Source organism: Pseudomonas sp. G.S.17 (assembly GCF_038096165.1).
GTDB lineage: Bacteria > Pseudomonadota > Gammaproteobacteria > Pseudomonadales > Pseudomonadaceae > Aquipseudomonas.
Genome location: NZ_CP151076.1, coordinates 5,607,750 through 5,620,592, shown reverse-complemented (window position 1 = coordinate 5,620,592; position 12,843 = coordinate 5,607,750). Strand labels below are relative to the sequence as shown.

General features: G+C 57.8%; 10 protein-coding genes. All 10 read right to left on the bottom strand.

From position 1 onward, the window contains the following. Nucleotides 1-21 precede the first annotated feature (21 nt). Entirely contained in the window at nucleotides 22-1,581 is a 1,560-nt protein-coding gene (locus tag AABC73_RS26165; protein ID WP_341521525.1) for a SpoVR family protein, read from the bottom strand. Beyond that, entirely contained in the window at nucleotides 1,578-2,849 is a 1,272-nt protein-coding gene (locus AABC73_RS26160) for a YeaH/YhbH family protein (protein ID WP_331151926.1), read from the bottom strand. The genes AABC73_RS26165 and AABC73_RS26160 overlap by 4 nt, the downstream gene beginning before the upstream one ends. Nucleotides 2,850-2,971: 122 nt before the next feature. Then, nucleotides 2,972-4,894, bottom strand: coding sequence for a PrkA family serine protein kinase (locus AABC73_RS26155; RefSeq protein WP_020290912.1), 1,923 nt, complete (start codon nucleotides 4,892-4,894; stop codon nucleotides 2,972-2,974). A gap of 287 nt (nucleotides 4,895-5,181) precedes the next feature. Beyond that, nucleotides 5,182-5,502 (bottom strand): thiosulfate sulfurtransferase GlpE, encoded by a 321-nt coding sequence (gene glpE / locus AABC73_RS26150; RefSeq protein ID WP_341521524.1) that lies wholly within the window; start codon nucleotides 5,500-5,502, stop codon nucleotides 5,182-5,184. A 30-nt stretch (nucleotides 5,503-5,532) separates the two neighbouring features. Further along, complete coding sequence (locus tag AABC73_RS26145; RefSeq protein ID WP_341521523.1) at nucleotides 5,533-6,414, bottom strand: symmetrical bis(5'-nucleosyl)-tetraphosphatase; 882 nt, start codon at nucleotides 6,412-6,414, stop codon at nucleotides 5,533-5,535. Continuing rightward, a complete protein-coding gene (gene apaG, locus AABC73_RS26140) occupies nucleotides 6,414-6,794 on the bottom strand; it encodes a Co2+/Mg2+ efflux protein ApaG (protein ID WP_020290915.1) in 381 nt (126 codons plus the stop codon). Before apaG ends, AABC73_RS26145 begins: the two co-directional genes overlap by 1 nt. 103 nt (nucleotides 6,795-6,897) lie before the next feature. Beyond that, on the bottom strand, nucleotides 6,898-7,704 hold the full coding sequence (gene rsmA, locus AABC73_RS26135) for a 16S rRNA (adenine(1518)-N(6)/adenine(1519)-N(6))-dimethyltransferase RsmA (protein WP_331151291.1): 807 nt from the start codon (nucleotides 7,702-7,704) through the stop codon (nucleotides 6,898-6,900). Then, nucleotides 7,701-8,690 carry a 4-hydroxythreonine-4-phosphate dehydrogenase PdxA gene (pdxA, locus tag AABC73_RS26130; RefSeq protein ID WP_341521522.1) on the bottom strand — a complete coding sequence of 330 codons (990 nt, stop codon included), beginning with the start codon at nucleotides 8,688-8,690 and terminating at the stop codon, nucleotides 7,701-7,703. The genes rsmA and pdxA overlap by 4 nt, the downstream gene beginning before the upstream one ends. Further along, nucleotides 8,687-10,009: a peptidylprolyl isomerase gene (locus AABC73_RS26125; RefSeq protein ID WP_341521521.1), complete on the bottom strand. Its 1,323-nt coding sequence runs from the start codon at nucleotides 10,007-10,009 to the stop codon at nucleotides 8,687-8,689. The genes pdxA and AABC73_RS26125 overlap by 4 nt, the downstream gene beginning before the upstream one ends. Then, nucleotides 9,990-12,767 carry an LPS-assembly protein LptD gene (locus AABC73_RS26120; RefSeq protein ID WP_341521520.1) on the bottom strand — a complete coding sequence of 926 codons (2,778 nt, stop codon included), beginning with the start codon at nucleotides 12,765-12,767 and terminating at the stop codon, nucleotides 9,990-9,992. Before AABC73_RS26120 ends, AABC73_RS26125 begins: the two co-directional genes overlap by 20 nt. Between the last annotated feature and the right edge of the window lie 76 nt (nucleotides 12,768-12,843).

The window sequence follows — 12,843 nt, the reverse complement described above, 5'->3', positions numbered from 1 at the left end:
GCACGCTGGCGGATCTGGCTCCTAGAGGTGAACTACCGCCAAATCAAGCCGGGGATATTCACTGTCGTGCTCACCCCGGGGGGGCACGTGATGAGTCTTCACGATCTGGTCGCCTTGCACGGTTTCCAGATGAATATCGAAGCCCCATAGCCTATGCAGATGTTTGAGTACCTCGTCAGTCGAGTCGCCCAATGGTTTGCGGTCGTGTTGCTGGTGGCGCAGTGTCAGTGACCGGTCGCCACGGCGATCAATGCTGTAAATCTGGATGTTGGGTTCGCGATTGCCCAGGTTGTACTGGGCTGCCAGGGTTTCCCGGATAATCCGGTAGCCGGGTTCGTCATGAATCGCAGGCACCAGCAGATCGTCTTTCTGGTCGTCATCCATGATGCTGAACAGCTTCAGGTCACGGATGACCTTGGGCGACAGGTATTGCAGGATGAAGCTCTCGTCCTTGAAGCTGCTCATGGCGAACTTCACCGCAGTCAGCCAATCGGTGCCGGCAATGTCGGGGAACCAGTGGCGATCTTCGTCAGTAGGCTCTTCGCAGATCCGTCGAATGTCGCGATACATCGCAAAACCGAGGGTATAAGGATTGATCCCGCTGTAGTACGGACTGTCGAAGCCGGGTTGAAAGACAACGCTGGTGTGGGACGTCAGAAACTCCATCATGAAGCCGTCAGTCACCAGGCCTTCGTCATACAGGTCATTCATCAGGGTGTAATGCCAGAACGTTGCCCAGCCTTCGTTCATCACCTGGGTTTGGCGCTGCGGATAGAAATACTGCGCGATCTTGCGCACTATTCGCACGACCTCACGCTGCCAGGGCTCCAGCAATGGCGCGTGTTTTTCGATGAAGTACAGAATGTTTTCCTGCGGCTCGGCAGGGAAGCGTGCGTTGTCCTCCTTGCTGTATTTGTCCGCGCTTTTCGGAATGGTGCGCCACAGATCGTTGATCTGTTTCTGCAGGTGTTCTTCGCGATCCTTCTGGCGACGACGTTCTTCTTCGGCCGAGATCGGATAAGGGCGCTTGTAACGGTCGACGCCATAATTCATCAGGGCATGGCAGGAATCGAGCAGGTCCTCGACGGCGTCGATGCCGTGGCGCTCTTCGCATTGCATGATGTACTGCTTGGCGAACACCAGGTAATCGATGATCGAACTGGCGTCGGTCCAGGTGCGAAACAGGTAATTGCCTTTGAAGAAGCTGTTGTGGCCATAGCAGGCATGAGCGACGACCAGGGCTTGCATGCAGATGGTATTTTCTTCCATCAGATACGCGATGCACGGATCGGAGTTGATGACGATTTCATAGGCCAGCCCCATCTGGCCACGTGAGTAGGATTTTTCCGTGCTGAGGAAGTGCTTGCCGTAGGACCAGTGGTGATAGCCCAATGGCATCCCCACCGAGGCATAGGCGTCCATCATCTGTTCAGCCGTGATGACTTCAATCTGGTTGGGGTAGGTATCCAGGGCGTAGCGGTCCGCAATACGGCTGATCTCGCGGTCATAGGCCTGGATGAGTTCGAACGTCCACTCTGAACCCGTGGAGAGGGGTTGGCGCTTCTGCTCTCTAGCGGTCATGTCACTAACCTGCGCTGGAAGAGTTCACGGAATACCGGATAGATATCACCGGCAGAGACCAGCTGCTGCTGGGCAAACGTATCGGCAAAGGCTTCGCCGATGCGCTCGTATTCGAACCACAAGGCCTGATGTTCCCGTGGGGTAATTTCCACGTAAGTGTAGTACTGCACGAACGGCATGATTTGCTTGATCAGGATTTCGCGGCAGATCGGCGAATCGTCGTTCCAGTTGTCGCCATCTGAAGCCTGGGCGGCGTAGATATTCCATTCGTTGGTTGGGTAGCGTTCAGCCATGATCTCCTGCATCAGTTTCAATGCGCTGGAAACGATGGTGCCGCCGGTCTCCCGCGAATAGAAGAACTCTTCTTCGTCGACTTCCCGGGCGCTGGTGTGGTGGCGGATGAACACTACTTCAATCTTGTCGTAATTTCGTTTCAGGAATAGATACAGCAGGATGAAGAAGCGCTTGGCGATGTCCTTGGTCGCCTGGGTCATGGAACCGGAGACGTCCATCAGGCAGAACATCACAGCCTTGGAGCTTGGGTTGGGCTGTTTGACCAGCAGGTTGTATTTGAGGTCGAAGGTGTCCAGATAGGGCACCCGTTTGATTCGCGCCCGCAGCCGCTCGATTTCTACTTCCAGCTCTTGAATGTCGCCGAAATTATCCGGTTCTTCGCGCTTCATGCGCTCAAGTTCGCTGATTGCTTCCTTGAGCTTGCCACGGCTGCTGCCGGACAGCGCGATGCGTCGCGCATGGGCCGAGCGCAAGGTGCGGATGATGTTGATGCGCGAGGGATTGCCCTCGTTGCTGATACCGGCGCGGACTGTCTTGTAGGTGTCGGTACCGGTCAGATTGCGTTTGACCAGATTGGGCAGTTCGAGGTCTTCGAACATGAATTCCAGAAACTCTTCCTGAGTGATCTGGAATACGAACTCATCCATGCCTTCGCCGGAATTGCTCGCCTTGCCCGGGCCTTTGCCGCCACCGCCACCTTGTGGGCGGGCAATGTGTTCGCCAGTGGTGAATTCTTTGTTGCCGGGATGGACCACCGTCTGCTTGCCGCCACGGCCATGATGAAGCACCGGTTCGTCAATGTCGCGACCCGGAATGCTGATTTGTTCGCCGTGCTCCATGTCGGTGATGGAGCGCCGGCTGACGGCCTCTTCAACTGCTTTTTTGATGTGGTCACGGTAGCGCCGCAAAAACCGCTGGCGGTTCACCGTGCTCTTGTTCTTGCCATTGAGACGTCGGTCGATCACATAGCTCATAGGCCCCTCCGGGGAGCTTCAAGTCGTAAGCCTCAAGCTGCAAGCGAATGCGCCGTCAACTCCCGAGTCCGGGACTCAACCGCTTTTCCCTTGCAGCCTGTAGCTAGAAGCTTGCAGCTGCTTCACTGCGACTTCCGGACCCGTAGGTACCATTCGGAAAGAAGCCGTACCTGTTTGTCGGTGTAGCCCCGCTCGACCATTCTGGTAACGAAGTCGTTGTGTTTCTGTTGATCCTCTTTGCTGGCTTTGGCGTTGAAGCTGATGACCGGCAGCAAGTCCTCGGTGTTGGAGAACATTTTCTTCTCGATCACCACACGCAGCTTCTCGTAGCTGAGCCAGGTTGGATTTTTGCCATTGTTGTTGGCTCGGGCGCGCAATACGAAGTTGACGATCTCGTTGCGGAAATCCTTCGGATTGCTGATCCCGGCCGGTTTTTCGATTTTTTCCAGTTCTTCGTTCAATGCCACGCGGTTGAGGATTTCTCCGGTTTCCGGATCGCGGTATTCCTGATCCTGAATCCAGAAGTCTGCGTAAAGCACATAGCGGTCGAAGATGTTCTGGCCGTACTCGCTGTAGGACTCAAGGTAGGCCGTCTGGATTTCCTTGCCGATGAACTCAATGTAGCGCGGCGCCAGGTATTCCTTGATAAAGCGCAGGTAGCGCTCGCGGGTTTCGGCCTGGAATTGTTCCTGCTCGATCTGCTGTTCGAGTACGTACAGCAAGTGCACCGGGTTGGCGGCAATCTCGTGCGGATCGAAGTTGAACACCTTGGAGAGGATCTTGAACGCGAAGCGCGTGGAAAGACCGTTCATGCCCTCATCGACGCCAGCGTTGTCGCGGTATTCCTGGATCGACTTGGCCTTTGGATCGGTGTCCTTGAGGTTCTCGCCGTCGTACACACGCATCTTGGAGTAGATGTTGGAGTTTTCCGGCTCCTTGAGGCGCGACAGCGTGGTGAACTGCGCAAGCATTTTCAGGGTGTCGGGTGCGCAATGCGCCTTGGCCAACGAGCTGTTGAACAGCAACTTGTCGTAGATTTTGATTTCGTCGCTTACGCGCAGGCAGTACGGCACCTTCACGATATAGATACGGTCGATGAAGGCTTCGTTGTTCTTGTTGTTGCGGAAGCTGTGCCATTCCGATTCGTTGGAGTGGGCCAGCAAGATGCCGGTGAACGGAATCGCGCCCAGGCCTTCGGTACTGTTGTAGTTACCTTCCTGGGTAGCGGTGAGCAGTGGGTGCAGCACCTTGATCGGCGCCTTGAACATTTCGACGAATTCCATCAAGCCCTGGTTGGCCCGGCAGAGTGCGCCCGAGTAGCTGTAGGCGTCGGCATCGTTTTGCGGGAATTCTTCCAGCTTGCGGATATCGACCTTGCCGACCAGCGCAGAAATGTCCTGGTTGTTCTCGTCACCTGGTTCGGTTTTGGCGACGGCGATTTGATTGAGGATGGATGGATAGAGTTTTACGACTTTGAACTGGCTGATGTCGCCCCCGAACTCAGCCAGACGCTTGGTCGCCCAGGGCGACATGATGGTGCTCAGGTAGCGTCGGGGAATACCGAAGTCTTCCTCGAGAATCGCTCCGTCTTCGGTGGCATTGAACAGCCCCAGCGGCGACTCGAAAACCGGCGAGCCCTTGATGGCGTAGAACGGCACCTTTTCGATCAGTTGTTTGAGTTTTTCAGCCAGAGATGACTTGCCGCCACCTACCGGGCCGAGCAGATACAGGATTTGTTTCTTCTCTTCCAGGCCCTGAGCGGCATGGCGGAAATACGACACAATCTGATCGATGCACTCTTCCATCCCGTGGAAGTCGGCAAAGGCAGGATAGCGACGGATCACCTTGTTGGAGAAGATTCTCGATAACCGGGAATTGACCGACGTGTCGACCAGCTCCGGTTCGCCAATGGCCAGCAAGAGGCGTTCTGCCGCAGACGCGTATGCGCTGCGATCCTGCTTACAGAGCTCTAAATACTCCTGTAAGGAGAGCTCCTCCTGGCGTGTCGATTCAAAGCGTTGTTGGAAGTGGCTAAAAATACTCATGACGTCACCTCGCTCGATACGTAGAGCCGGCGGCGGATCGTCAGTCGATGCTGGCAGCAGCTGTGAATCCAGTTGCCGTTTACCCCCCAGAACACCATAAAAGTAGCTACCGATGACCCACGCGCCGGTGTACCGGCTCTCCCCTGATTACGGATGGCCTGAGGCTAAGGATAGTTCGGAATCGGAAAGATAAAGAAGGGATGAACAATAAGTCAGGCCAACCGTTCGTCAGTTGGCCCGCCAACCCGCGCAGGACGCGGGATCAGCTGTAATAAAAAATATTTCGCTCAGCCTTGGGCTGTTTCACTTGGGAAGGTGCTGCGCCATAGCTCGAATCCGCCGTCCAGGCTGTACACCTCCGAGAAACCCTGGCTCACAAGGTAGGCCGCAGCGCTCTGGCTGGAATTACCGTGATAGCAGACAACGACCAGGGGTTTGTCCAGATCGGCTTCGCGGATGAAGTCCGAGATGGAGTGATTATCCAGGTGCAGCGAATTCGGAATGTGATTGCTGGCGAATGTCTGCGGGTCGCGTACATCCACAAGCACAGCGCCTTGTTCGCGCAAGGCTTGAGCCTGTTCGGGAGGAATGCGTTTGAACTCGGTCATGTCTGGCTCCTGTTTGTGGGTGTATTGATTCTAGCGTCCGGCCGGGATGACAGGACTTTGGGTAATGGTCCTGGCGGAACCGGATTCTGCGTTGCCCTGGGCGTCGCAATCGCAATGATGCCTTTGCAGCGTATCGACATTGAGCAGCGTCAGGGCTGCCCCCCAGACGCAACCGGTGTCCAGCGCAAACACGCCGGGCTCGTTGCAGCGACCTTCCAGCGCAGCCCAGTGACCGAAGATGATCTTCACGTCGCGGGTCTTGCGTTCCTTGTGGCTGAACCATGGGGCGTAGCCGGGCAGGGCGGTTTCTGCGCCTTCCTTGCCTTTGAGGTCGAGCTTGCCTTCGCTGGTGCAAAACCGCATACGAGTGAAGTAGTTGGTGATCACGCGCAAGCGCGTCACGCCCTGCAGCGCGCTGTCCCATTTGTTGGGCTCGTTGCCGTACATGCCGTCGAGGAACGGCTCGTAAAGCAGATCGTCATGCAGAGCGGTTTCGACTTCGGCCGCGTGCTTGAGCGCTTTCTTCAGCGTCCATTGCGGCGGGATGCCCGCATGCACCATCGCGACGTTACGCTCGGCATCGTAATGCATCATCTTTTGCTGGCGCAGCCACGCCAACAGGACATCGCGATCCGGCGCGTCGAGAATCTCGCGCAGGGTGTCGCCCTTCTTCAGGCGCTCGATCTTGCGTGAGACCGCCAGCAGATGCAGGTCGTGATTGCCCAGCACACAGACCAGGGACTCGCGGATGTTGTACAGGAACCGCAAGGTCTCGAGGGATTGCGGGCCGCGGTTGACCAGATCACCCACCAGCCAGAGGCGATCTTTGGCCGGATCAAATTGCACATGGTTCAGCAGGCATTGCAGCGGTTCAAGGCAACCTTGCAGGTCGCCAACGGCATATACCGTCATCAGTGCAGAGCCCCCGGCACAGCCAGGCGGAACGGCGCAATCACGGCGTCGAAGCGTTTGCCGTCTTCGGCGAGCATCTGGTAAGTACCCTGCATGTTGCCGACCTTGGTGGTCATCACTGTGCCACTGCTGTAGGTGTGGCTTTGGCCAGCATCGATCAAGGGTTGCTGACCGACGACGCCGTCGCCGCGCACTTCCTCGACATGGCCATCACCGTCAGTGATCACCCAATGACGGGACAGAAGCTTGGCCGGCAACTCGCCGCTGTTATGCACTGTCACGGTATAGGCGAACGCAAAACGGTTCTGATCGGGTTGCGACTGTTCTGCGAGGAAACGCGTGACGACGCTGACGTCGACCTGGTAACGGGAATCAGACATGCAGTAGGCCTTGAAAGCAAATGCGAATAAAAACCGGACATTCGGCGAAGTCAGTCTAGGACATGTGGGCGGGATAGACTATCGCCCACACGTCCGGCGTGCATCAGGCCTCGACCGGCTTCTCGCTGAGTTTGTCCGCCAGGCGTACGAACGCAGCCAGGTCCAGTTGCTCCGGACGCAGGCTGCCGTCCACGCCAGCGGCGGCAATGTCGTCGCTGGTAAGCAGCAACTTGAGCGTGTTGCGCAAGGTCTTGCGCCGCTGATTGAAGGCTTCGCGGACGACGCGTTCGAGCAGGCGGTGATCCTTGGCTGGATGCGGCAGGGTTTCGTGCGGGACCAGACGAACAATCGCGGAGTCGACTTTCGGCGGCGGATTGAACGCGCCTGGGCCGACGTTGAATAGGTGTTCCACGCGGCAGTGGTACTGAACCATGATCGACAAGCGACCATAGTCGCCGCCGCCGGGGCCTGCCGCGAGACGCTGCACCACTTCTTTCTGCAACATGAAGTGCATGTCGCGGATCAGGTTGGCGTTTTGCAGCAGATGAAAAATCAGCGGCGTGGAGATGTTGTAGGGCAGGTTACCCACCACGCGCAGGCTGTTGGCTGGCGCGTTGAGGCTGGTGAAGTCGAACTTCAGCGCATCGCCCTGATGCAGGTTGAAGTTCGGCTTGTTGCCGAACTGGTGAACCAGGATCGGGATCAAGTCCTTGTCCAGCTCAACCACATCCAGTTGCGCATTACTGTTGAGCAGGCCTTCGGTCAGGGCACCCTGGCCCGGCCCGATTTCCAGCAGGCGGTCTTCCGGCTTGGCACGAATGGCGCGCAGGATTTTGTCGATCACGCCAGCGTCGTGCAGGAAGTTTTGCCCAAAGCGTTTGCGCGCCTTGTGTTGGAATTGCTCGGTCATGAATGGGTCTCGGCCATCTGATAGGCGGTTTCCAGGGCGACTCGCAGGCTGCCGGTGTCGATTTTGCCACTGCCCGCCAGATCCAGCGCGGTGCCGTGGTCGACAGAAGTACGAATGATCGGCAGACCGAGGGTCACGTTGACTGCGGCGCCGAAACCTTTGTATTTCAGCACGGGCAAGCCCTGGTCGTGGTACATCGCCAGCACTGCGTCGCAGTGCTCCAGATATTTTGGGGTAAACAGAGTGTCGGCGGGTAGCGGGCCACGCAAGTCCAGGCCCTCGCTGCGCAGACGCTCCAGAGTAGGTTCAATGATGTCGATTTCTTCGCGGCCCAGATGTCCGCCTTCGCCGGCATGCGGGTTCAGCCCACACACCAGGATGCGTGGACGCGCGATGCCGAACTTGTTGACCAGATCGGCGTGCAGGATGCGGGTTACGCGCTCCAGTCGCTCGGCAGTGATCGCATCGGCAACATCACGCAAAGGCAGGTGCGTGGTGACCAGTGCGACACGCAAGTCGCCGGTCGCCAGCAGCATCACCACCTGTTCGGTGTGAGTCAGTTCGGCGAGGAACTCGGTGTGGCCTGAAAACGGGATGCCGCTGTCATTGATCACGCCTTTATGAACAGGCGCGGTAATCATGCCGACGAAATCGCCGTCGATGCAGCCTTGCCCGGCGCGCGTCAGGGTTTCCACGACGAACGGGCCGTTGGCGGTGTTCAGCTGGCCCGCAACGACAGGTCCGCGCAATGGCGTGTCCCAGACGTAGAGGCTACCGACTGGCGAAGGCTCATCAGGAAAGGCATCGGGCGTGACAGCAATCAGCTTGACGGCCACGCCCAGTTGCGCGGCCCGCTCGGTGAGCAAGTCGCGGCTGGTAATGGCAATCAGGGGATGTGGCTGAGGCTGCGTGGCGAGCAGCAGGCAAAGGTCAGGACCAATGCCGGCCGGCTCGCCGGGTGTCAGGGCGAAACGCTTTGGTTTCACTGCGCAGCCTGGGCGGCGCCAGGGAGCTTGATTTCAACGTAGGCTTCGTCGCGGATCTGACGCAGCCAGGTTTGCAGCTCTTCATCGTATTTGCGGTTACGCAACACGGTCAGGGCTTGCTGATCACGGGCCTGGTTGGTGCTGTCAGTGGCGCGGCGGCCAAGGACTTCCAGTACGTGCCAGCCATAAGCGGTCTTGAACGGCTTGGACAACGTGCCTTGCGGCGTGTCGTTCATCACCTGACGGAATTCCGGAACCAGCGAGTTAGGATCAACCCAGTTCAGATCGCCGCCGTTGAGTGCCGAACCCGGATCTTCAGAGAAGCTCTTCGCCAGCTCGCCGAAGTCATCGCCATTCTGGATGCGGTCGTAGATTTTCTGCGCCAGACGCTTGGTTTCTTCTTCGCTGCGGATCTCGCTTGGCTTGATCAGGATATGACGCACATGCACTTCATCGCGCATTTGAGCCTGGCCTTCACCGCCGCGTTTTTCCAGCAACTTGAGAATGATGAAACCACCTGGCGTCCGAGCTGGAGGCGTTACGTCGCCAATCGGCATGGTCCCGAGCATGTCACCAAACGGCGGTGGCAGTTGAGCGGCTTTACGCCAGCCCATGTCGCCGCCTTCCAGTGCGCTTTCGCTGGCGGAGTTGGCAATTGCCATCTGACCGAAGTCAGCGCCTTGCTTAAGCTTGCCGTAGAGGTCTTGAGCCTTGCGGGCAGCGGTCTGGATCTGGTCCGAGGAAGCGCTGTCCGGGGTGGCGATCAGGATGTTGGCGAGGTGGAATTCTTCCGACAGCTGAGCCTTGCCCTGGCCGGAAGCGAGGAAGTTCTTCACTTCCTGCTCGGAGACCTGGATGCGCTCGGCAACCCGGCGCTGACGTACCCGGCTGATGATCATTTCGCGACGAACCTGATCGCGAGCATCGTCGAAGGACAGTCCATCGTGGGACAACGCGGCGCGGAACTGGTCCACGGTCATGTTGTTACGCTGGGCAATGGTGCCTATGGCCTGGTTCAGCTCTTCGTCGGTGATCCGGATGCCGGAGCGCTCGCCGATCTGCAACTGCAGGTTTTCCAGGATCAGACGATCCAGAACCTGCGGTTGCAGCGCTTCTGCAGGTGGAACGCCCGAACCGCGTTTGGCAATGGTCTGTTGAACCTCACGGACACGTTGGTCCATCTGGCTCTTCATGATCACGTCGTTATCGACAATGGCCACCACGCTGTCCAGCGGCTGGACCGCAGCATGCGCTGCAGTCCCCAGGAGTAACGCGCCCAGCAGCAGCGGGCGCAGACAATCAGAAAGCTTGGTCTTCACGTTCACGATAACCTTGAATGCCTTTGTCGAGGAAACTCTCTACTTTGGCGCCGGTAACGCCACCAAGTCCCTTCAACACAATTTGTAGGAATACGCCGTGGTCGCCTTTCTCGTTCTGAGGAGCGTCCTGGCTGAACTCGTCGTAGTCGACCCAGTAGCGGCTGATCAAGCGCAGTTTCCAGCAGCAGTTGTCATACTCGAAGCCACCGAAGGCCTCCAGCGTGCGGTCGCGGTTGTAATCGTACTGCCAGCGGCTGATGGCGTTCCACTGCGGAACGATTGGCCAGATGACCGAGAAGTCATGCTGCTGGATCTTGTAGTAATCCTTGACGTAGTTCGGGCTGCCCGGGGTGCCGTAATCGCCACCACCCACGCTCCACTTGCCGGTGGTCTGGTCGTAACGCACCAGGTCATTGCGGTAGCGGTAGCCGAGGTTGACGACCTTGTTCGGGTTGTCTTCAGGCTGGTAGTGGAACATTGCGCTGCCGGAGCGAGTGCTGTGGCTGTCCGGATCCCAGTTGAAGTCCGAATTGACACGCCAGTCGCGGTTGAAGCGGTATTCGTATTCGAGTGCATACGGCGAGACGTTCGCTTGTGCGTCGTCACGGTCCTTGAACTCGATGCCCGGCAATTGAACCTTGCGATCAGCGAAGTACAACGCCTGACCGATGCTGAAGCGTTGACGTTCGAAGCCGTTGTCTTCGATCCAGCGGTTGGTGATGCCCAGGGACAACTTGTTTTCGTCGCCGATACGGTCGGAGCCGACGAAACGGTTGTCACGGAACAGCGACGCGTAGTTGAACGTCGTTTCAGCCGTGTCGAAGATCGGGATGTCGCTCTGGTCTTTCTCGGGAACATAGAGATAGAACAGGCGCGGTTCGAGAGTCTGGCGATAGTTCTTGCCGAACCACTGCGTATTGCGGTCGAAGTACAGGCCGCTGTCGACGCTGAAGATCGGTACGGCGCGGTTTTCGCTGCTGTTGAATTCTTCGTCGGCGAGCAGGGTTTGCTTGCCGCGACCGTCCAGATCCAGTTGGTACTGGGTGTAGACGTATTTCAACTTCGGCGTCAGGAAGCCGTAGGTCCAGTTCATCGGCAAGCTTACCGATGGTGCCAGGTTCAGGCGGTCGCCGTTTGCACGCGCCAGGCCGACAACGTTGGTGTCCAGACGAGGGCTTGCAACACCGTCCTGGTCAACGTAGTTGCCGGTTTCCAGGTCGCGGTCAAAGCGCACCAGTTCGGTCTGGTAATCGAAGTGCAGGCCGCCCGGATTGTAAGGCAGTGCACCGTTGAAGGTGATCTGCGGCAGGCGGTTGTACGGGGTGATGTTGGCGACGGTTGCCAGCTTGTAGGCCTGGGCGTTGACGGCTGCCGTGTAGGTGTCACCACGGTAGGTCAGGGAACCCTGCTGGTTGATGTAGTCGCGGTTTTCAACGCCGATCTGATCGGTTTTCAGATCCTGGAAGTAATAAGGATCGCTGACGTCGGTGTAGTCGACCTGAGTCAACCAGCGCGAGTCCAGGCCACCTTTGTGCTGCCAGTTGATCATCCAGCGGGTTTTTTCGTAATCGGTCTGACGACGACGTTCGTCTTCATCATCGTTCAGGTAAGCGCCGCCGAACTGACCTTCGCTGCTTTTGGTCAGGTAACGGAATTCGCCTTCCATCAACAGGCCACGCTTGGCCATGTAACGAGGATAGAGCGTGGCATCGTAGTTCGGTGCCAGGTTGAAGTAGTAAGGCGTAACCAGCATGAGGCCGGTATCGCTGCCGGTGCCGATGGTTGGCGGCAGGAAGCCTGACTGGCGACGGTCGTCGATCGGGAAGTAGATATACGGCGTGTAGAGTACCGGTATGTCCTTGACCCGAAGAGTGACGTTGGTCGCGGTGCCGAAACCGGTAGCCGGGTTCAGCGTGATGTTGTTGCCTTTGAGCGTCCACGCGTTGCTGCCCGGTTCGCACGTGGTGTACGTACCGTCCTTCAAACGAATGATCGCGTTCTCGGCACGCTTGGCGTACAGAGCGTTACCGCGAATATTCGATTTGTGCAGCACGTACTCTGCGTTGTCGACCTGGGCTTCGCCGGTGTCGAGTTGCAGTTCGGCGTGGTCGCCGACGATCAAGGCACCGTTGTCGCGCAAACGGACATCGCCGTTCAGCTCGCCACGGTTTTCGGTCTGATGAAGGCTCGCTTCCTGAGCCTGGACCTGCATGCTGCCCTGACGCAATACAACGTCACCGGCGAGCGTGGCGATCTGCTCTTCCTGCTGGTAGCGAGAAGCCTTGGCGCCGATGAACATTGGCGCTTCGCTCATCTTGGTCTTGTCGTCCATGCCAGGCCGGATCGGCTCGACATAGGCGCCCGAGCAATAAGGACCGGTTTCGGCCAATTGCGCAGGAGTCAGTTTTTCGCGAGGAACCCAATCAAGGTGGCTGTAGTCTGCACTACGCGACTTCAGACCTTTGCCCTTGGCTTCGGTTACCAGCTTAGTGGTAGCGACAGCAGGTTCACTGGTGGAGCCACTGTCCGAAGTGACCGAGCCGTTGGAACTGACCGACGTCGTGCTATGCACGGGGCGCGGAGGCAATTCGAGGGCGTTGGTTTTCGGCGCGCAATCCCAGGCGCCCGAAGCAGACACTGAACAGTCATACTGTTCCGCTGCGACCGCGAACTGAGTGGCAAGAGGTTGCATCGCCAGCAAACTGCCGGTTACGAGCAACGGAAATTTTTTACGAAACGCGGGGGATTTCAATGCCATCTTATTAATCCGGGCTTCCTGCGCGCCATCTGCCCGCGGGGGGGCCGCACGCCTCTCGATGGGCTGAAAAAGATGT

What these genes read in the sequence shown, in the direction of transcription:
- AABC73_RS26165 (WP_341521525.1), bottom strand. Translation starts at nt 1,581, where the DNA reads ATGACCGCTAGAGAGCAGAAGCGCCAACCCCTCTCCACGGGTTCAGAG.
- AABC73_RS26160 (WP_331151926.1), bottom strand. Translation starts at nt 2,849, where the DNA reads ATGAGCTATGTGATCGACCGACGTCTCAATGGCAAGAACAAGAGCACG.
- AABC73_RS26155 (WP_020290912.1), bottom strand. Translation starts at nt 4,894, where the DNA reads ATGAGTATTTTTAGCCACTTCCAACAACGCTTTGAATCGACACGCCAG.
- glpE (WP_341521524.1), bottom strand. Translation starts at nt 5,502, where the DNA reads ATGACCGAGTTCAAACGCATTCCTCCCGAACAGGCTCAAGCCTTGCGC.
- AABC73_RS26145 (WP_341521523.1), bottom strand. Translation starts at nt 6,414, where the DNA reads ATGACGGTATATGCCGTTGGCGACCTGCAAGGTTGCCTTGAACCGCTG.
- apaG (WP_020290915.1), bottom strand. Translation starts at nt 6,794, where the DNA reads ATGTCTGATTCCCGTTACCAGGTCGACGTCAGCGTCGTCACGCGTTTC.
- rsmA (WP_331151291.1), bottom strand. Translation starts at nt 7,704, where the DNA reads ATGACCGAGCAATTCCAACACAAGGCGCGCAAACGCTTTGGGCAAAAC.
- AABC73_RS26120 (WP_341521520.1), bottom strand. Translation starts at nt 12,767, where the DNA reads ATGGCATTGAAATCCCCCGCGTTTCGTAAAAAATTTCCGTTGCTCGTA.